Annotated in this window: 17 protein-coding genes; 10 read left to right on the top strand and 7 right to left on the bottom strand. The window is 48.2% G+C overall.

The annotated features are described in order from the left end of the window. Positions 1-9: 9 nt before the first annotated feature. The 3 genes from ACFS7Z_RS15370 to ACFS7Z_RS15360 all read right to left on the bottom strand — a co-directional run bounded on the left by ACFS7Z_RS15370 (position 10) and on the right by ACFS7Z_RS15360 (position 3,003). On the bottom strand, positions 10-870 hold the full coding sequence (locus ACFS7Z_RS15370) for a DUF695 domain-containing protein (RefSeq protein WP_377486178.1): 861 nt from the start codon (positions 868-870) through the stop codon (positions 10-12). A 43-nt stretch (positions 871-913) separates the two neighbouring features. Next, complete coding sequence (locus tag ACFS7Z_RS15365; RefSeq protein WP_377486175.1) at positions 914-2,215, bottom strand: M20/M25/M40 family metallo-hydrolase; 1,302 nt, start codon at positions 2,213-2,215, stop codon at positions 914-916. 224 nt (positions 2,216-2,439) lie between these two features. Further along, a complete protein-coding gene (locus ACFS7Z_RS15360; RefSeq protein ID WP_377486172.1) occupies positions 2,440-3,003 on the bottom strand; it encodes a GNAT family N-acetyltransferase in 564 nt (187 codons plus the stop codon). Between the two features lie 248 nt (positions 3,004-3,251). On the opposite strand from ACFS7Z_RS15360, the gene ACFS7Z_RS15355 reads away from it, so the two are divergent. After that, positions 3,252-3,782, top strand: a complete 531-nt coding sequence (locus ACFS7Z_RS15355; protein ID WP_377486169.1) for an RBBP9/YdeN family alpha/beta hydrolase — start codon at positions 3,252-3,254, stop codon at positions 3,780-3,782. Positions 3,783-3,887: 105 nt separating this feature from the next. Here ACFS7Z_RS15355 and ACFS7Z_RS15350 read toward each other — a convergent pair whose 3' ends face one another. The 4 genes from ACFS7Z_RS15350 to fabG all read right to left on the bottom strand — a co-directional run bounded on the left by ACFS7Z_RS15350 (position 3,888) and on the right by fabG (position 8,724). After that, entirely contained in the window at positions 3,888-4,568 is a 681-nt protein-coding gene (locus ACFS7Z_RS15350; protein WP_377486166.1) for a pseudouridine synthase, read from the bottom strand. An 18-nt stretch (positions 4,569-4,586) separates the two neighbouring features. After that, on the bottom strand, positions 4,587-5,195 hold the full coding sequence (locus ACFS7Z_RS15345; protein ID WP_377486163.1) for a GNAT family N-acetyltransferase: 609 nt from the start codon (positions 5,193-5,195) through the stop codon (positions 4,587-4,589). A 391-nt stretch (positions 5,196-5,586) separates the two neighbouring features. Further along, positions 5,587-7,671 (bottom strand): VWA domain-containing protein, encoded by a 2,085-nt coding sequence (locus tag ACFS7Z_RS15340; protein ID WP_377486160.1) that lies wholly within the window; start codon positions 7,669-7,671, stop codon positions 5,587-5,589. Positions 7,672-7,977: 306 nt separating this feature from the next. Further along, positions 7,978-8,724: a 3-oxoacyl-[acyl-carrier-protein] reductase gene (gene fabG / locus ACFS7Z_RS15335; RefSeq protein WP_377486157.1), complete on the bottom strand. Its 747-nt coding sequence runs from the start codon at positions 8,722-8,724 to the stop codon at positions 7,978-7,980. 276 nt (positions 8,725-9,000) lie between these two features. On the opposite strand from fabG, the gene ACFS7Z_RS15330 reads away from it, so the two are divergent. The 9 genes from ACFS7Z_RS15330 to ACFS7Z_RS15290 all read left to right on the top strand — a co-directional run bounded on the left by ACFS7Z_RS15330 (position 9,001) and on the right by ACFS7Z_RS15290 (position 20,366). Then, positions 9,001-10,344: a peptidoglycan DD-metalloendopeptidase family protein gene (locus ACFS7Z_RS15330; RefSeq protein ID WP_377486154.1), complete on the top strand. Its 1,344-nt coding sequence runs from the start codon at positions 9,001-9,003 to the stop codon at positions 10,342-10,344. Positions 10,345-10,593: 249 nt separating this feature from the next. Further along, positions 10,594-11,988: a dihydrolipoyl dehydrogenase gene (gene lpdA, locus ACFS7Z_RS15325; protein ID WP_377486151.1), complete on the top strand. Its 1,395-nt coding sequence runs from the start codon at positions 10,594-10,596 to the stop codon at positions 11,986-11,988. 489 nt (positions 11,989-12,477) lie between these two features. Next, entirely contained in the window at positions 12,478-13,590 is a 1,113-nt protein-coding gene (locus ACFS7Z_RS15320; protein WP_377486148.1) for a fatty acid desaturase family protein, read from the top strand. 79 nt (positions 13,591-13,669) lie between these two features. Then, entirely contained in the window at positions 13,670-14,788 is a 1,119-nt protein-coding gene (locus tag ACFS7Z_RS15315; protein WP_377486145.1) for a fatty acid desaturase family protein, read from the top strand. 275 nt (positions 14,789-15,063) lie between these two features. Beyond that, positions 15,064-15,585 (top strand): GNAT family N-acetyltransferase, encoded by a 522-nt coding sequence (locus ACFS7Z_RS15310; RefSeq protein ID WP_377486142.1) that lies wholly within the window; start codon positions 15,064-15,066, stop codon positions 15,583-15,585. An 87-nt stretch (positions 15,586-15,672) separates the two neighbouring features. Next, complete coding sequence (locus ACFS7Z_RS15305) at positions 15,673-16,656, top strand: YpdA family putative bacillithiol disulfide reductase (protein WP_377486139.1); 984 nt, start codon at positions 15,673-15,675, stop codon at positions 16,654-16,656. A gap of 167 nt (positions 16,657-16,823) precedes the next feature. Then, a complete protein-coding gene (locus ACFS7Z_RS15300; protein WP_377486136.1) occupies positions 16,824-17,468 on the top strand; it encodes an NAD(P)-dependent oxidoreductase in 645 nt (214 codons plus the stop codon). A 391-nt stretch (positions 17,469-17,859) separates the two neighbouring features. Next, a complete protein-coding gene (locus ACFS7Z_RS15295; RefSeq protein ID WP_377486133.1) occupies positions 17,860-19,191 on the top strand; it encodes a DEAD/DEAH box helicase in 1,332 nt (443 codons plus the stop codon). 170 nt (positions 19,192-19,361) lie between these two features. Further along, positions 19,362-20,366 (top strand): MBL fold metallo-hydrolase, encoded by a 1,005-nt coding sequence (locus tag ACFS7Z_RS15290; protein WP_377486130.1) that lies wholly within the window; start codon positions 19,362-19,364, stop codon positions 20,364-20,366. Positions 20,367-20,378 lie beyond the last annotated feature (12 nt).

Genomic DNA, 20,378 nt, shown 5'->3' with positions numbered 1-20,378 from the left:
AGTTGTTTTTTACTCCTTTACAACAAATGTTTCCCATCCGTCATAATCTCCATTATAACTCTTTGCTAACTTTTTCAAGCTAGAGGTAATCGGGTAAATCGTGTTTATATCTACTTTGTCTTCTCTCCATATTTGAAGTAAGAATGGCGTAGTATCATTATCTGTTTTTTCTATTTTCTCGCTTGCAAAACCTTGTTTTATTGCTTCGGCTTTAAAAAAGGTTAGCTCTTTTTCATTCTTAAAATATATCCAATGGTCAATTCTTCTTGGCTTTTCTAATTTATCTCCGGCATCCACAAGACTTCTAATCACACTTTCGTCAGCCATATAATTGCGAGTTTCTTCATTTGGATAGAGAAACTCCCTGTAGTAGCTCCAATTTTTATCTTCTTTGATGTTGATATAGGGTTTTAGTTTCGGAAACTTTAAGTCATAAAACTTTTTAAGATTCTTTTCTAAATCCTTATCTGACTTAACATAAAAATATTCAAGCCTTTCATGATTGTGCATGAAAGTGCCTACCAAAACATTTTCGACGTTTTTATTGAGAAATTCACCTAATTCTTCACTTACCTTATAAAGTAACCCGAAGGTTTCGCTATCTGGAAATCCATCCTCACGATTGCTTTCATAGGTAACGCCTGTAACCAAAACTATGGGATAATCTGTGTTAGGAGCACGTTCAATCAAGTCCATTCGCAAAGTTGTTGACCCGGGCTTACCTTCGTCATAAATTGCTATATATGTGTCCCACTTCTCTGATTGATTTTGAGCTTCAGAACTTTTTGTCATCAGTCCTAACAGAATCAATATTAAAGAAACAGTTCTTATTGTTTTCATCAGCCTTAATTGGCTTAGGTAGTTAATCATGGTTTATCCGAACTGTTATATTTATTATATTAACATACTTTATCTAACGCACCTGCGACTTATCTACGCGCGTTGGGGTATCCTCGCCGCTCACCACGCCTGCTGAGCCCAGCGCAATCGCTTTGATCATATTGGTCAGGTGTTCCATGTCCAGTTGCTCCAGTTCGTCGTTTACCGTGTGGTAGGTTTTATCCTGGTCAATCTGGACAGAAGAAATGGTATGCGCCGGCACACCTAAGCGGGCAAGGGTGGCATTGTCGGAGCGGTAGAAAAGGTTCTGCTCCGGGTAAGGGTCCGGGTGAATACTGTAGTTGGTGCCCTGTAGCCGCTGCTGCATCAGGGTGCCCAGGTCGGAGCGCTCAAAGCCGGTGAGGTAGGCGCTGTTGGGGCCGAACTTAGAAGGCTTGCCTACCATCTCAATGTTGAACATCGCCACAATCTGGTCCGGGTTCAGTTGCTCGGAGAAATGCTTGGAGCCAAATCCGCCGATTTCTTCTGCTGTAAAGGCCACAAACAGCAGGGAGCGCTCCGGCTGGGGTTGCTGCTTATAGTAGTCGGCCAGCATGATCATGGCTGTTGTACCTGCGGCATCATCGTCGGCACCGTTGGCAATGCTGTCGCCGGCCACAGGTGCCTCTATTCCGATGTGGTCGTAGTGGCCGGAGAACACCACGTACTCATCTTTTCGCTTGCCCTCTATCATGCCGCCAACGTTGGTGAGTTGCAGTTGCTCAATCTTGTTTTCCACCTCAACCTTGTACTTGGGTGCTTTAGCCTGGTCTGTTAAAACAAGCACCTTGCTGCTGCCCTGCGTGAGTTGTTTCTTTACACTGCCGCTGCTAAGGTAGTGCTGATACCGGCTAAAGAGGTCTTCATGCTTCGGGTGTACCAGCACCAGCACATCTTGCTGTTCATTATTCAGCTCTCCCAAAACAGTACGGAAGTTATCCTTTTCGCCAACAGTCACCACCTTCTGCTTCCCTTTGTTGGTCCACTTCAGCTCCTTTTTATCGGTAATGGCGAACACCTTTTCCGGCTTTATCTCCTTTCCGTTGAGCTTTACTTCCTGCTCCTTTGGCGAGACACGGTACATGCTGAAGGTCTGCTTGAAGTCATCCTCGCCAGGCAAAGGTTTTAAGCCAATGCGTTGAAACTCGTTTTGTATAAAATCGGCTGCTTTCTCAATTCCGGGGGTAAAAGTAGCGCGGCCTTCCATATTATCGGCGCTCAGGGTGCTGACAATGCGGGTAGTTTCGGCCTGGGTGATGGACGCTACATCCTGCGCCGAAACTGCAGCCGTAAAACCGCAGGCGAGCAAAAGCAGGGTGAATTTTATGTTTTTCATCTCAGGGGATTCTAAGGTTGATAATTGAAGTATAGAGGCAAGCTCCATTGTAGGACAAATATACCTCATTCAGGAGATTAGGCATACATGTTTTCGTGCCGCTCCACTGGAGCTTAGCGTTTTATACAAATAAACAGACTACTGACAGGTCGTCCCGCTGGGACTGGAGGGGAGAAAGCAAGCTTAATTCAATTTAGCCACAATCTGATGAGCCCAGCCAGATGTTAATTTTGTTGCTCCCACTCACGCAGCAGCAAACTATATATCTCCAGGTCATGAAAGTGACCGTTCAGGTACTCTCCATCCCGCTGCACTCCCTCTGATTTAAAGCCTAATGCCTGCGGAATTCTGCTGCTTTTAGTGTTTCCTATACCAACCTTTATTTGCACACGATTCATGCCCATTTCCTCGAATGCGTATTGCAGCATTGCTTTGCAGGAGCGGCGCATTATGCCCTGTCCCTGCAGCGTTGCAGAAAGCCAGTAGCCAATTTCAGTCTTGCGGTTGACATGGTCAATCCCTTTGAAGCCGATAATACCCGCTATACTTTTCTGATTAAGAATTACATAAACCTCCTCCGCAATGTTCTTGCTGTCTGTTACAGATCTAAGATAAGCTTTTGTGTCCAGCACCGACATGCTGTAATCTATAAAGGGAAGCCACTCGCGCAGGTAATCCCGGTGTGTGTTGATGAGGTGGTATAAAAAAGGGGCATCATCAACGGTGGCCAGGCGCAGGTAGAGGTCGGTGTCCACCGGAATATGTATGGTATGTGGGCTTATTTTCATACGTCAGGCAGTATATCTGCCTCTAATTAACAGGCTAAGCAGCTTTAATGCAACTCAATAAGCTATATAAGGGTAAAATGATGCTAATACCTGTCTAAGATTATGTTTTATCTGGCATAAACTACAGGGTGCAGCTGTTTTCTAGTGCTGCAACTACCAGCAGTTTAGGAAATGTGCTGTGTCCTGCTTTATCAACAGGAGGTAATGCATGCTTAAACAAACGAGAACATTACCAGGAAAGAAAGTTTATGACACCGACCATACTGATAGTACCCGGCCTGGGGAGTTCCGGGCCACAGCATTGGCAAACACTGTGGGGACGGCAGCACCCGGAATTTTTTCGGGTAGAGCAGCACGATTGGGAAACCCCGCACTGTAGCGACTGGATGACCATGCTGGATAAAACTGTTATGCAACATGACCCAGCAGAGGTGATTGTTGTAGCCCACAGCCTCGCCTGCATCGCTGTAGCCATCTGGGCCAGAGAATATAAGCGTTCCATCAAGGCAGCACTGCTGGTCGCTCCCGCTGATACGGAGGCTGCAGGTTTTCCGGAAGGAACCACTGGTTTTACGCCTATACCGTTAGAGACGCTCCCGTTTCAGAGCCTGCTGGTAGCCAGCACCAACGACCCCTATGTAACCGAAACGCGTGCCAGGCAACTGGCGCTGGCCTGGGGCAGTGATTTTATAGGTATCGGAGAGGCAGGGCATATTAATGCTGATGCCGGTTTTGGTGCGTGGGACCAAGGACTTGCCCTGCTGAAGCGGCTGTACTAGGTAGTCGTTGCTGCCCTCTTTGTCTTTCAGGCCAGCGGGAGAGACCTAGGCTAGTAGGAGAGTATGCAATCATTTCCCGCTGGTCAGGATGTCAGGAGCGAGTTCTTAGTTGATCTGCTTCCTGAAGCCGCTTTGGCCACCTTTTTTCCCTTTGCCACCTGCAGGGCCTCTGCCTCTGGTGCCACCACTGCTGCTATTGGTCTTTGGGCTGCCCTGGCTGGCAGCCGCTTTAAGTTCTTTTACTTCCTCCTGCGTGAGTTCCCGGTACTCGCCAGGCTGCAGTTCTCCCAAACTCAGCGGCCCGATGGCGGTGCGGATGAGGCGCAGCGTAGGATAGTCTACGGCGGCTGTCATGCGGCGCACCTGCCGGTTCATGCCCTGCGAAATCTTTATTTCAAGCCAGGAGGTGGGTACGTTTTTCCGGAAACGAACGGGTTTGGGACGTTCCCACACCTGTGGCTCTTCCTCCAGAAGCCGCACTTTGGCAGGAGAAGTTTTGGTCTCCTTTATGCGCACACCCAGCCGCAGTTTGGTCAGAGCTTCCTGAGGCGGTATGCGTTCTACCTGCACCAGGTAAGTCTTCTCTACTTTAAACTGCGGGTCGGAGAGGCGGTGCTGCAGGGTCTTGTCATCAGTGAGCAAAACAAGGCCTTCACTGTCGTAGTCCAGGCGCCCTACAGGGTATATGCCAGCTACTTTTACATAGTCGTTCAGAGTTGTGCGACCTGCTTCGTCTGTGAACTGCGTCAGTACTTCAAACGGCTTATTTAGAATGAGGTATTTCAAATTTAGATGTTATTTCGTTTATGAAGGAGCCTGTGTGCCCTGGACCTCCTGCTGCACCCAACATGGCTTAAGCTTTTCGAATTCCGGGAGCAGCAGGGAGAATAAAACCGAGTCTTCTAACCCGCCATTCACCATATAATGGCTTCTTAAATAGCCTTCCTTTTGAAAGCCATAGCGATTCAGGAGCTGCAGCGAGGGTGTGTTCTGTGGTGATGCCAGGGCTTCTATCCTGTAAAGGTCCATCTTTTCGAAGCCAAAAGAAAGCACAGCTCTTAATGCTTCTGTCATCAGGCCCTTGTTTTTGTGTGCTTCACTTGTCATGGTGTAGCCTACCTCTGCTCTTCTGTGGGCTTTCACCCAGGTATGGAAATCGCATCGGCCAATTAGATCACCTTCTTGTTTATGAAGCAGTTGAAAGTGCTTGAAGGAAACAAAATAGGTGGTGGTTCCCTGCTCATGCCTTCTTCTTGCTTCTCTGAATTCTGCATCTGAGTTCAGGCCAAGATAAGCTTTGATTTCCCGCTCGCTACACGATTGGAAAAGGGTGTCATACATCTCCGGGGTCAGTTCCCGCAGGTGAAGTCGCTCTGTTGCCAGTATAGTTGGGGAGAAGTCGGTGGTTAGCATCAAAAAAGTTTTGCAAGTACTGCAGCTTCTTACTGCTGAGGGTCCTTGTAGAGAATACTTCTACACTTCATAGAAAAGCCATAAAAAAGGTTGTTTTATGGTTCTTCTCGGCTTTTCGCCTCGCCGGCTGGGCCCTTCTTTTCTCCTTGATGGCGGTAGGGGGCCTCTTAGAGAAAAGTAGGCAAAAGAATCAAGAGCCTCCAAATGGAGGCCCCCTACCCCCACTCGCTGAACGCTCGAACAGTGGAGTGTCACAAAGTGCACTTGGCAAACTACTACGCTGTGTAGCTCTTAAGGAAATAGTCTTCTCTCAAAGAAGCTATGTATCATTTATTTGACAATAAAACGTAAACTCTGGAAGTAAAACAACCAGCAATTCAACAAGAACACATCAGTAACTGCCGTTGAACTTCCGCATGAACCATTCGATGCATACTAGGCCCAGCAGCAGGAAGAACAGCCACTTCAGGTCAACCAGGTCGTTGAGTTCTTCTGAGCTGTAGATAACATCTTTGTGGTTGGAGTTGAGTATGTCCTGCTCCAGTTGCTGCAGCTGGCTTGGGTAATATAGCCTGGAGTTGGTGTTGCTGGCTAGCTGGTACAGCAGGTTGTGGTCGGCCACCGCATTCAGCGCCTCCAGTTGCAGTTCTTCCACTACAAACTCACCTTTGTCCTGCTGTTGCTGGCCGTTTATACTTGCCGAGGCAGTATAGGTATAGCGGCCGCCCGGCAGCGAACCAATGTTTACACCAGACTGATTCTCTCCGTTCGCAAAGTTAAAGCTCTTGGTTTCCTCGTCTTCATTCGTAATGCGGAGCGTGATATTCTGACCGTAGATGGGTTCCAGTGCCTCGTTGTAAGCCTCTGCATTGAAGCGAACCTCATCCGAGCTGGTGTATTCTTCCTGCGTCGGGTACACGTTCAGGCGTTTTTTGTTGCGCGGCGCGCTCAGGAGCTGTATCAGGTTTGTGATAAGCTTGTCGTATACCTCCGGCTGCGCGTTGTTGGCTGATTCCATGATACGCCATTGCCAGGTGCCGGAAGCAAGGAGGGTGGCGTTACGTCTGTCTCCTGCCGTTTGCACTGCCAGCAGCGGCTTGTCTGTGCGTACGCGGCCTACCTGCTGGTACAGCACCACTTCGGTATTGGGGGCCAGCCGTACATCTCCAAATGGGACACGGGCAGGAGGGTATTGCTGCAGCCGCTCGCCGGCAGCCTCCGGTAGTTTAAACGTGGTGAAATTACCGGAGGCTACTGCTGTCACTTCATCTGTTTGCCCGCTGGTGCTGATATTAACTCCGGCGTTTAGGCGGTTGTAGTCGTTCAGGTCGCTCTGCGGACCAAGTATGTAGAGTGCAGGTATCTTCTTCTGGCGCACAAGATTGAGAGCGGCCTCACCACCTGGCACTCTTCCAGGCAACTGGTGCAGCACCACTACATCATAATCCTGCTGTTTCAGTGGTGAGAGGCCAGGTATAAAAAGCTCCGTCTCGTAGTTCTGGTTCGTTTCAATGGCAGCCCGTATGGCTTTGATATCCGGATGCGGGGCGGCAGCGGCCACAAGTACTTTTATCTTCCCCTTTACCACATCAATATAAGCATGCTTGGTATTGTTGAGAGTGGTAAACTCGCCTTGTAGCGGCTGTACCTGCACCTCGTAATGCCTTTTACCCAAGCCTCCGGCCAATACCTGGAACGGAACCTGCTGTATCGGCTGCTCGGGCTTCAGGGTAACTGTTTTGCGTTCGATGGTTTTGCCGTTCTCGGTTAAAGTTACCGTAGCCGCCGTGCCACCAAAACCTTCCTGTTGCAACTCCACCTCCAGCGGGAAGCGGTTGCCGCTGTAGTTTACTTTGTTGTAACGAAGCGAGGCAATGAGCACGTCCTTCTTCGGGATGGTGTCGCCTACAGCCATCGGGTATAAAGTGAAGTTATAGTTAGAGTAGGTAGGAGAGATGCCCTGGTTCACGATGCCATCAGACAACAGCACCACACCTGCCAGGTTCTGCCCGGCATACTCTTCCTGCACCCCCGACAGCAATTGGCTCAGGTTCGTTGTTTCTGCTCCGTATTTTACCTCTGCAATATTCTGTGCGTTCTGATCTGCCGCCGCTAAGGTACGCACTTGCGTCTGGTAGCCTTCATTCTCCAGTTTCTCGCGCATGGCCTGCAGTCCTTGTGTTGCCTGATGCAACTGCACAGAGTCGGAGAACAGCGACACAGATTGTGAGTTGTCTACCGCAAAAACGATAGTCGGCTCTACCGTCGTGTTGGCTACATAGCGTACCAGTGGCCCCAGAAGCAGGAAGCACAGAAAACTCACCACCGCAAAACGCATGGCAGCCAGCAAATAGTTGATAGACTTCGGCCACGGCGTTCGCTTACTGTAAAGTAACCAGGCGTACAGCAGTCCTACAGCCAGGCAGGCAAGTATCAACCAGGGCGAATAAGAGGTAATTAGCTTGAATGAATTCAACTTTTATTTTTTACGAATGACTAATTACAAAATTATGAATGGGTGTTGCTTGTGCCTCCGTCCTCACACAGGAGCAACTGCAGGGCTATACTTCTGCCATTATGGTGCTTTCTCACAGGTAATCCGATGCTTAAAAGTAATATAGCAAAGCAGATGCAGGTAATCCTGATACTAAAGATAAAAGAAAAAGACCAATGCTACTAACGCAAAAGTTGCAGCATTGGTCTTTCTGATAAGTATAAATTACGAATAATTGATTATGAATTACACAAAACGCCTCATTCGTAATCCATGATTTGAAATTGATTAGGTCAGCATGCCGCCATCTACCTGCAGCACCTGTCCGCTGATATAAGAAGACTGGTCAGAGGCTAAGAATACTGCCGCGTTGGCGACGTCCTCCGGTGAACCGCCACGCTTCAGCGGAATTGCCTTGCGCCACTCGTCCACTACTTTCTGGTCCAGTTCGCCGGTCATCTCTGTTTCAATAAAGCCTGGGGCAATAGCGTTGCAGCGAATATTGCGGGAACCAAGCTCCAGCGCAACAGACTTTGTGAAGCCGATAATACCAGCCTTGGAGGCAGCGTAGTTAGCCTGGCCAGCGTTTCCTTTTATACCTACTACAGAGGTAATATTGATAAGGGAGCCGCTCTTGGCGCGCATCATGTGCTTGGTTGCCGCTTTGGTCACGTTAAAAACAGACTTCAGGTTGGTGTTCATTACCGCATCCCACTGCTCCTCGCTCATGCGCATGAGCAGCCCGTCGCGCGTAATGCCGGCGTTGTTCACCACAATGTCCAGCTTGCCGAACTCCTTTACCACATCCTCTACCAGTTGTTCTGCCTGAGTATTATCTGCGGCATCAGAGCGGTAGCCTTTCGCCTTGCCACCATCTGCTGATAGCTCCTGCTCTAAAGCTTGGCCTTTTTCTACACTCGACAGGTACGTGAATGCTACCTGTGCGCCCATTTCCACAAATTTCTGGGCAATGGCGCGCCCTATTCCTTTGGATGCTCCGGTTACCAGAGCTACTTTTCCTTCTAATGTTTTCATAGAGGTCAAAGTTAGAAAAAAAATAGAATTATGAAGGAGATGGGAAAAAACGAGGCTGTGGAAGAATAAACTTCTTGACTTTTAGTTATTTATATAGGGTATGCCAGCCCTGGCCGGCAGATGTGCCTGTTGCCTCCAGTGCGCTGCAGTGCTATATCAGGTTCTTTAAATATAGTGTAACATATTTAGAATCTGAATATTGTAGAAGGCTATGTTTTTATTTGTAATGGTTTAAGCCTATTTTCGTGCGAATCTTTCCACCAAAGATATTACAAGATGTTCAATAGCAACAAAGGGCTTGCCACCCTCATCGCTTCATTGGTATTCATTTTTATTACGGCTGAGTACACGCTGCAATTCAGTACCGAAAGTTTGATGGCTCAACCGAAAGAACTTGTTCCCGCACAGGAAGAGGAGGAGGAAGTGGAAGAGATAGTAGAGGAAAAGGGACCGGCGCCTATAGTCTACGGTATTCCGACTGACTCCTTGGAGATTGTGGAGGCGGAAATAAAAAGAGGGGAAAGCCTCTCAGAGATTCTTTCCCAGTACAACATCTCACCAACCCAGATTGACCTGTTGGCCGAGAAATCAAAGGGTATCTTTAATGTGCGCCACATGGCAGCGAAGCGCAGCTATACCCTTCTTCATGCGCTGGACTCCGCGCAGACGGCCCAATATTTTATATATGAGCCAAACAACATAGAATACATCATTTATGACCTGCGCTGCGAAATGGCCGTGACAAAGGTGGAGCGGGAGATGGAGGTACTGGAGCGTACGCTGTCAGGTGAGATAGAGAGTTCCCTGTTTGAGTCTATTGTTGCGGCTGGCGGCTCCCCACAGTTGGTGAACAAGTTTGCCGACATTTACGCCTGGCGCCTAAACCTGAACCGCATACAGCCGGGAGATAAGTTTAAGCTCATTTACGATGAGAAGGTGGTGAATGGCACCACAATAGATATCAGTAACTTAAAGGCTGCTTTTTTTGAGCACATGGGCAAGCCGCTTTACGCCATTGGCTTCGACCAGGGCGATGGCCTGAGCTACTACGACCAGGAAGGCAAGAGCATGAAAAAGGCTTTTCTGAAAGAGCCTTTAGAATATTCCCGCATCAGTTCCCGCTTTTCTAAACGACGCTTCCACCCGGTGCAAAAACGCTACAAAGCACACCTGGGTACTGACTTTGCCGCCCCGCATGGCACTCCAATCCGCACAGTGGGGGATGGCGTGGTGCTGGAAGCGCGGTATACACGTGGCAATGGCTACTATGTTAAAATCAAGCACAACAAAACCTATACTACGCAATACCTGCACATGTCCAGATTTGCGAAAGGCATGCGTGCTGGTAAAAAGGTGAAGCAGGGGCAGACCATTGGCTACGTTGGCAGCACAGGCCTGGCAACCGGCCCGCACCTCTGCTACCGGTTCTGGAAAAATGGCCAGCAGGTGGATGCGCTGAGTGCGAAGCTGCCCCTTGCAAACCCTATCACGAAACAGCACCTTTCTGAATTCGAGGAAATAAAAGAAGAAACGGTGAAAAAAATGGAGGCCCGAGATCTAAACAGCACGAAGCCGGACTTGCTGGCAACGAACAAAGCCAAAAAGCCGGAGGATGCTTAATATTGTATTGTGATTATTGATTTTATGAAAAGGGCGCTGCGAAAGCGCCCTTTTTTTGTGCCAGGGATAGGCGGTGCAAAAACCATAGGTTTGCAAGCCCCTTCAGGTACAAGTAGAAAGCCAATGCTGCCGATGTAACTTTTTCTCCTGGTCTGCTAATTACGCTAAAACAGGAGCAGCTGAGACATCTGGTTTTGCAGTATGGGGATTTAAGATTATTTTTGTTCATCAACTATATAAAAAGAGACTATGGCATCAAAATACGATTTAGTAGTGCTTGGTAGTGGCCCGGGCGGTTATGTGGCGGCAATTCGTGCCTCGCAACTGGGTATGAAAGTAGGTGTAATCGAGCGTGAGTCGCTGGGTGGCATCTGCTTGAACTGGGGTTGTATCCCGACCAAGGCACTGCTAAAGAGCGCAAGCGTTTTTGAATATATTAACCATGCTGCTGACTATGGCATTACTGTGGGAGATGCCTCTGTAGACTTCGGTGCTGTTATCAAGCGCAGCCGTGGCGTAGCAGATGGCATGAGCAAAGGTATCCAGTTCCTGTTTCGCAAAAACAAGATCGATGCCATTATGGGTACAGGTAAACTAACAGGAAAAGGCAAAGTAGAAGTAACCAACGCAGAAGGCAAAAAGGAAACGATAGAGGCTACCAGCATCATACTGGCAACAGGCGCGCGTTCACGGGAACTGCCAAACCTGCCAATCGACGGTAAGAAAATAATCGGTTACCGCCAGGCCATGTCGCTTGACAAGCTTCCTGAGTCGATGATTGTGGTGGGCTCCGGCGCTATCGGGGTAGAGTTTGCATACTTTTACAACTCCATGGGCACGAAAGTAACCATCGTGGAGTACCTGCCGAACATTGTTCCGGTAGAAGACGAAGAAGTATCCCGTCAGCTTGCCAAGTCCTTCAAGAAGTCAGGTATCGACATCATGACAGATTCATCTGTAGAGTCTGTAGACACCAGTGGCAAACTGTGCAAAGTTAAAGTGAAAACAGCCAAAGGCGAAGAAAGTCTGGAAGCGGAAATAGTGCTCTCGGCGGTGGGTATCCAGACAAACCTGGAGAACATTGGCCTGGAGGAGCTCGGCATTGAAGTAGACAGGGGCCGCGTGGTGGTAGATGATTTCTACAAAACAACGGTAGATGGCATTTATGCCATCGGTGACATTGTTCCTGGTCCGGCACTGGCGCACGTTGCTTCTGCAGAGGGTATTATCTGCGTGGAGAAAATTGCGGGCCACAACCCGGAGCCGTTAAACTATGGCAACATCCCGGGCTGCACGTACTGCTCTCCTGAAATCGCATCTGTTGGTTTAACAGAAAAAGCTGCCCGTGAGCAAGGCCTTGATATCAAAGTGGGCAAGTTCCCGTTCTCTGCGTCTGGCAAAGCCAGTGCAGGTGGTGTGAAAGACGGCTTTGTGAAAGTTATCTTCGATGCCAAGTACGGGGAGTTCTTAGGAGCACACATGATAGGCGCAAACGTGACCGAAATGATTGCAGAGGTAGTTGTTTCCCGCAAGTTGGAAACAACCGGCCACGAAATCATCAAGTCGGTGCATCCGCACCCAACCATGAGCGAAGCCATTATGGAAGCCGCTGCAGCAGCTTACGACGAAGTAATACACTTGTAACAGTAAACAGCGAAATCAAAAGGGGTTGGTCTGTTTTTGGCCAGCCTCTTTTGGTTTCATCTGTTTAGGCCATAGGTAAGTTTGTCTATCAAAGCGCTGAAAATGCACCTGCAGGCCTTGGCTTATAGCACATACTCTAAGGGCGTTTTGTACTATCGTGACATTGCTTTTGATGAAACATAAGCACGAAAACTGTGTTTAAGCGTCATCGGTTTAGGTAAGTAGTCCTGTAGCTAAACATTATAATTTAGCCTGTCAGGCAGCTTTTTCAGCTTTTTTATGGCTAATTTACACGAATTATTGCATTTAGTACGTATAAATAAGTAGGTGACAGGTAGCTATCTATGTATTAGTTACTAATGTTGAGTGATTTGTTGGGATTGAATCTGAACTTATAGTTGCCAGTAAACCTTTTAACACAGTACCCGCAATTCACTTTATGCTCTTTCAGCTTTTGTGAGTTTATAATGTATCACACAAATTCCCTGTATGAAGCTTCAAAGCAAAGTAAAATTCGTTTCCAAAGACAAAAACCTGTTCTTCTCTACTTTGCGCAAACGTGTAGATGATTACTTTATCCAAAACAACCTCCCTAAGACTGCTAATACAACCATGATTGTGAAAAGCGTGGTGCTGTTAATGTGCTACATGCTGCCTTTCATCGCACTTTTAGCTTTTCAACCGGCCTTTCCGCTTAGTCTGCTGCTATGGTTTATCATGGGGTTGGGAGTGGCTGGTATTGGGATGAGTGTGATGCACGATGCCAACCATGGCGCGTTCTCCAGTAGTAAAAGGGTGAATGAAATAATGGGCCATACCCTGAACCTGGTGGGCGGCTCTGCCTTCAACTGGAAGCTGCAGCATAACATTCTGCACCATACCTATACCAATGTGGTGGAGATGGACGAGGATATACAGGACAGGCTGGTACTGCGCTTTTCGCCGCACACAAAAGTCAAGTTTTTCCATCAGCTGCAGTATGTGTATGCGTTTGTTTTTTATGGCCTGTTAACGCTCTACTGGGTTCTTGCAAAGGATTTTGTACAGTACAATCTCTTTATTAAGAACGGCGTTAATTCAAACTCTCCGTCAGAAAACAGGAACTGGCTCCTGAAACTCATCACCATGAAGGTGCTGTACTTCTTTGTGGTACTGGCGGTGCCTACACTTTTCTTTGGCATTCCATTCCTGCAGGTACTGCTCGGCTTCGTGCTGATGCACTTCGTAGCAGGTATTATCCTGACAGTGGTATTCCAGTTGGCGCATACGGTGGAGGGAACCAGCCACCCGAGGCCGGATGAGAATGGAAACATTGAAAATGACTGGGCAATACACCAAATGAACACAACCGTAAACTTTTCGCGCCATAACAAGTTGTTGTCGTGGTACGTGGGCGGTTTGAATTTTCAGATTGAGCATCACCTCTTCCCGCGCGTCTGCCATGTGCACTATCCGGCTATTGCGGGTATAGTGAAAGAAACAGCAGAGGAATTCAATATTCCTTACATGGAAAATGAGACATTTGGGCAGGCCGTTCGCTCTCACATCGCTACGCTGCATCGCTTCGGCAGGCTGCCAGACATGAACGAGGCCATCGGTTAGCTATCAGACAGTACCGGTTTCCCCTCCAGAGCACGCTACTACTGGGGAGACCGTTTTTATTCAATATCAAGCATACTAAATGAAGTTAAAAGGCAAAGTAAAATTCGTCAATAAAGACAAAAGCCTCTTTTTTCCTACGCTACGCAAACGTGTAGACGAATATTTCAAAGAAAACAACCTGCCTAAGTCAGGTAACTACAACATCCTGACGAAGAGCATCATCCTGCTCCTTATCTATATTGTGCCATTCGTTTTGCTGCTTGCCTATACCCCCGGTTTGGGTATCAGTTTAGGCCTGTGGTTTATAATGGGCATTGGGGTGGCAGGTGTGGCCATGAGTGTGATGCACGACGCTAACCACGGCGCTTTCTCCAAAAGCAAAACCATCAACTACCTGATGGCCCATTCTGTGAACCTGCTGGGCGGCTCTGCTTTCAACTGGAGACTGCAGCATAATATCCTGCACCATACCTATACCAATGTGGTGGAGATGGACGAAGACATAGACGATATGGTGTTCATGCGCTTCTCGCCGCACACAAATGTTAGGTTCTACCACAAATTACAGTGGGTGTATGCCTTCATGTTTTATGGTTTACTTACGCTGTATTGGGTAGTTCTGAAGGATTTTGTGCAGTTCTTCCAGTTTATCAGGAACGGAGTAAACGCGAATTCCAAAGCAGTGAATAGGGTGGCTTTTGCAAAGATTGTGGCCTTTAAAGTGCTTTATTTCTTCTCAATTCTGGTGGCGCCAACCTTATTGTTTGGTATCCCTTTCTGGGAGGTGCAAGTAGGATTTCTGCTGATGCACTTTGTGGCTGGCGTTATCCTTTCTACTATCTTCCAGTTGGCACATACCGTGGAAGGCACCAGCCATCCGTTACCTAGTGAAAGCGGTATCATAGAGAATGATTGGGCTATACACCAGCTAAATACGACGGCTAATTTTGCTCGTAAGAGCAAGTTGCTCTCCTGGTACGTAGGTGGCCTGAACTTTCAGATCGAGCACCACCTGTTTCCGCGTATATGCCACGTGCACTATCCTGCCATCGCAAAAATAGTAAAAGAAACTACTGCTGAATATAACATTCCTTACCTCGAGAGCAGAACTTTAGCGCAGGCCATACGCTCACATGTAAATACATTGCACCGTTTTGGCAGGCTGCAATTGCCTAACCTGAACGAGGTAATGGCATAATAAACAGCATCTATATTTATTGGAACGGTTAGGAGGCAACTCTTAGCCGTTTTCGTTTTATATACGACTCGGCGTATAACATCTGTTTAATGTAGAGACGCAACACTTTGCGTTTGACTTATTACTGTGTTAAAGCTGTTACCACCAGAAGCTCACAGGAACTGCGCACGATGCGAGGTCTTTTAAGTTGGAGGGTTCTGTTAGTTATCAGGTTTCACTTTTAGTAATTTGCAGAAATAACACATACTAAAAGCCTAGGGAATCAATCCATAGCCATGCTTACTACTGAAATCATCCCCTGCACCTTAGCAGATTTACACACGCTGCAGGACATCGCCATCAACGCTTACGGCGACTATTATCTGTATTTGTGGTACGATGGAGGCAAATGGTATATTGACAAAAGCTTTGGCGAGGCGACACTCAAAAAAGAACTGGAAGACCCTAATGTTGCTCTTTTCCTGATTTACGCTGATATGGAACTGGTGGGCTTCCTGAAGCTGAACATAAATAAATCACTGGCGAATGAGAGTGAAGCCAATAGCCTGGAGTTGGAAAGAATCTACTTGACAAAAGCTTCATCGGGGAAGGGCATCGGGCGACAGGTTGTTGAGTTTACGGTAGCGTTTGCCCGGGAGCGAAACAAGCGCCTCGTGTGGCTGAAGGCGATGGACAGCAGCAAATCAGTAGACTTTTATGAGCATAATGGCTTTCAGAAATGCGGTACCTACAGGCTGGATTTTAAGGCGATGAAACCGGAATACCACGGCATGTACGTCCTGAAGAGGGAGATATGACAGGCGCATTTAGTACTTCAAAACCATGCGAGGGGAATCATGTTGTAAACTTTACGTATAACACAAGCTTATTAAGCACAAGCAGCTTTGGACACATCAACACTGGATATACTAATAGTAGGAGCCGGCCCCATTGGCCTGGCCTGCGGTTTGGAAGCGCAAAAGGAGGGGCTTAGCCACCTGATTATTGAAAAAGGAACGCTCGTTAACTCTATTTACAACTACCCCCTCAACATGACTTTCTTCTCCACCTCCGACAGGCTGGAGATTGGCGGAATTCCCTTTGTGTCTATTCACCCGAAGCCAAACCGGATGGAGGCCATGGAATACTACCGCCGGGTGGCGGATTCGAAGAACCTGAACGTGCACCTTTTTGAGGGAGTGGAGCATATGGAGCCGGAGGGAGAAGAATACCGCGTCCGGACAAGTAAGGGAGAATACCTGGCGCGCCATGTAATAATCGCTGTGGGTTTCTACGGTATCCCGAACATGCTTCACATACCCGGTGAAGAACTGCCCAAAGTACGTCACTATTACTTCGACCCGCATTATTATTTCCGGCAGAAGGTGGTGGTGGTGGGAGCTAACAACTCTTCTGCAGATGCTGCCCTGGAAACCTGGCGCAAAGGAGCCGAAGTAACCATGGTGGTACGCCAATCGGAACTCGGAAGCATCAAGTACTGGACAAAGCCCGACCTCCAAAACCGGATCAAGGAAGGCTCTATCAAGTGCTACTTTTCCTCCAGCCTCACGGAGATAAGAGAGCAGGAAGTAGATATCCAGACTCCGGAAGGGAAGGTTACGATACCCAACGATTTTGTTCTGGCTATGACAGGCTACCAACCTGGCTTCAGTTTTCTGGAAAAAATCGGTGTAAAACTTTCTGAAGATGAAAAGCGCTACCCGCAGTACGACCCGGAGACCATGGAAACAAACTTGCCAAACGTCTACTTAGCGGGTGTAATTTGCGGTGGCATGGATACGCACGTTTGGTTTATTGAGAACTCACGCGAGCACGCTATAAAAATAGTAAAGCACATCGCCGGGGAGCAGCACGTAGAGAAAGAGTAGCCATCCTCAGGTTATAGGTTATGCAGGGAGGTGCGTAAAGTGCTGCAACTTTGTGCTCCTTTATAAGTTTAAAGAACACGACATGGTACAAGCTTGTTTGCCATTACATAAATAAGTGCAATAAGCCGCTGTGCTATCATTCAGTTTGAAACTTATAAGATTACAATATGAAAATTGCCATTATAGGAGCCAGCGGCAACATTGGCTCCAGTATTACCCAGGAAGCACTCACGAGAGGGCATGATGTAACTGCCATTGTGCGGCAAACGGAGAACGTGTCTAAAGAGAGCGTGAGCCTGGAAGTAAAAAAAGGAAATGTGGAGGATGTAGAGGAAACGGCCGCACTAATAACAGGGCATGATGCAGTGGTCGTGTCCTTCAGCCCTGGCTGGGGCCCGGACGCTGACTACAACAAGCATGTGGAGGTAGCGCGAAAGGTGCTGCAGGCGGCAAAGAAAGCAGGCGTAAACCGTATCCTGAACGTGGGTAGTGCAGGCAGCCTTTACGCAGAAACGGGGGTGCAGCTAGTAGACACCCCAGAGTTCCCGGAAGCTTGGAAAGGCGGAGCCATGGCGCAACGCGATTCCCTGAAAGTATACCAGGAAGAAAAGGAACTGGACTGGACCTTCTTCAGCCCAGCCGTAATTATTGAGCCGGGCGAGCGCACCGGCAAGTTCCGCTACGACACAGAAAGCCCTGTGGTGGATGATCGGGGCGAAAGCAGGATTTCGCGACAGGACTTTGCCATAGCTGTTTTGGATGAACTGGAAAACCCACAGTTTATCCGGCAACGCTTTACCATCGGATACTAAAGTCAACTTCAAGCAAAGGAAATCTGCCTTCGCTAAGATGTTATCTAAAAAATATTGTTTTGGAGTGTCCCCTATCAAAGGGGTAGGAGGATGGGATGCGGCTAAAAATTGTATTAAGTTGATGATAATGAATCAATCTGGTCAACATAGAGAGTAAGGCTGGAGGGTACTACCTCAAAAAACATATATAGGATATGATATTTTATAGGCGTACCTTTGTATTCTTCAGCTGATATTAGAACTATATTGTCCTTTTATAAGTTGAAGAAAGAACACAGGTCGGGAATGGCCCAGTGGCTATAGCAGTCACGCAAAATGAATCAGATTCCGGCCATCTCTCCGCTTAAGCAGCACACAAGGTGCTGCGCGGTTTCTTTTGAAAAACCAATTAATGACATTCGAGAATTTAAATTTGATAGAGCCTATCCTTAAAGCTCTTAAAACAGAAGGATATTCCCAACCAACACCAATCCAGGAAAAGTCAATTCCGCTCATACTTCAGAAAAGAGACATTTTAGGATGTGCCCAGACAGGAACCGGTAAAACGGCTGCCTTTTCTATTCCTATTCTGCAGTTGCTTTCAGAAAACAAAGTACAACAGGACAGAGCTCCACGTAGAATTAGAGCAATGATCCTGACGCCAACACGTGAGCTGGCCCTGCAAATTGCAGACAGCCTGACCTCCTATGGTAAACATACTGGCCTGAAGCATACAGTGATTTTTGGTGGTGTGTCACAGCGTGCGCAGACAGATGCTCTGCGTGCCGGTGTTGATATTCTGGTAGCTACGCCAGGCCGTTTGCTCGACCTGATGGCGCAGAAGTACGTGCACCTGAACAACATTGAGATGTTCGTGCTCGACGAAGCGGACCGTATGCTGGACATGGGTTTTGTGAATGATGTACGGAAGGTGCTGAAGGTATTGCCGGAGAAAAAGCAGTCGCTGTTTTTCTCTGCGACTATGGCTCCGGAAATTATGAAATTAGCCGATACGATACTCGTGAACCCTGCCAAAGTGGAGGTAACGCCGGTGTCGTCTACAGCAAACACTATTAAGCAGGCGGTTTACTATGTAAAGAAGTCTGACAAGAAGAACTTGCTGATTCACCTGTTAAAGGATGGTGAAATTGACCGTGCCCTTGTGTTTACCCGTACTAAGCACGGTGCTGACAGGGTAGCCAAAGATATGAGCAAAGCTGGTGTTCAGGCAGAGGCGATTCATGGGAACAAGTCGCAGAATGCGCGTGTACGTGCCCTGGATAACTTCAAGAAAAGCCAGACACGTGTATTGGTGGCAACGGACATTGCAGCCCGTGGTATTGATGTGGACGATTTGTCGCACGTAATCAACTATGAGTTACCAAACGAACCGGAAACATACGTGCACCGCATTGGCCGTACAGGCCGTGCCGGAGCAAGTGGCGTGGCCCTGTCGTTCTGCGATGCTGAGGAAACATCTTACCTGGTAAGCATTCAAAAGCTGATCTCTAAGTCGGTACCTGTGATTGATAATCACCCGTACCCGATGACGGCGAAAGATTTTGCCGAGGCAGCCAGCACAGTTGCGCAGAAGAAGCGCAGTGGCGGTAACGGTGGCAGAAGAAATAGCGGTTCAAACGGAGGAGGCAGAAGAGAAGGTTCAGGTTCACCAAGACCAGCCAGCAACAGTAATAGCGGCGGTAACAGAAGCTGGGGGAACAAACCCAAAGTAAGAAGTATATAACAAATCTAAAGTATAAAATGGAAATCCTGCCGGTGCTATACCGGCAGGATTTTTTGTTTCCAGCAGAGAGGTACTGCACTAAGAACAAATAAACCTTAAAAATGAGCAGCAAAACCGAAAGCAGCTAAACAGAGTACATTGGGCTGGTAAAAGAGAAAACCAGACATATCATGAGAAGACCTCAGCAGGCTGCCGCCTCCCGCTTTGAAGATGGAAAATTCCTTAATTCAGCCGTCACGAAAGTACTTCAGAAAGAAAACATGCTGGACACGATGCTGCGGTACGCGAAACGCTCGAAAAACGCCGGTAAGCCTTCTTTTGAAGTGCCGGTACATTACCTTTCGGCTGCAGATTTTGAGCGGGAGCAGTCCGAGCAAATGCGGGTAAACTGGTTAGGCCATGCCTCACTGGTGCTGGAACTGGGCAAACGCCGCTACCTGATTGACCCGGTGCTGAGCGATCGGGCTTCTCCTGTGCCTTTTGCCGGACCCAAGCGCATTCATCCTGCTCCAGTTAAAGTAGCTGACATTCATGCTATTGATGCCGTCATCATCTCCCACGACCATTACGACCACCTCGATTACCCTACTATCCATGCGTTGCGCGATAAGGTGCCGCTGTTTTACGTGCCGCTGAAAGTAAAGAAGCGGCTGGTAGAGTGGGGGGTGCCGGCGCTGAATATTGTGGAACTGGACTGGTGGCAGCAGGTGCAGGATGGTGATAACCTGTTAGTCGCTACTCCTGCCAGGCACTTTTCAGGTAGGTGGCTCTTCGACCGGGACAGTACCCTGTGGGTGAGCTGGTGTATTGTTGGAAAGAAGGAGAGCGTGTTTTACAGTGGCGACTCCGGACCTATGGCAGAGTTCACGGATATAGGGGCAGCTTACGGGCCTTTCGACCTGACAATTATGCCCATAGGGGCATATGATATAAACTGGGCAGACATTCACACCAATTCAGAGGAGGCAGTACAGGCTCATCAGCAGGTACAGGGCAACAGGCTGCTGCCAGTGCACTGGGGCACCTTCGACCTGGCTATTCACCCATGGGGAGAACCGATAGAGCGTTTACACAAGGCTGCCGCCCTGCAGGGAGTGCCGATACGTGTGCCGGAAGTAGGGCAGTGGGTTGATAATATCCAAAGCTTTACCAGCAGGGTGTGGTGGAAGAGGTAGTTCCAAAGCGTA

The sequence above is a fragment of the Pontibacter toksunensis genome (assembly GCF_042686245.1).
Classification (GTDB): domain Bacteria; phylum Bacteroidota; class Bacteroidia; order Cytophagales; family Hymenobacteraceae; genus Pontibacter; species Pontibacter toksunensis.
This window is presented reverse-complemented; position numbering and strand designations above follow the sequence as displayed.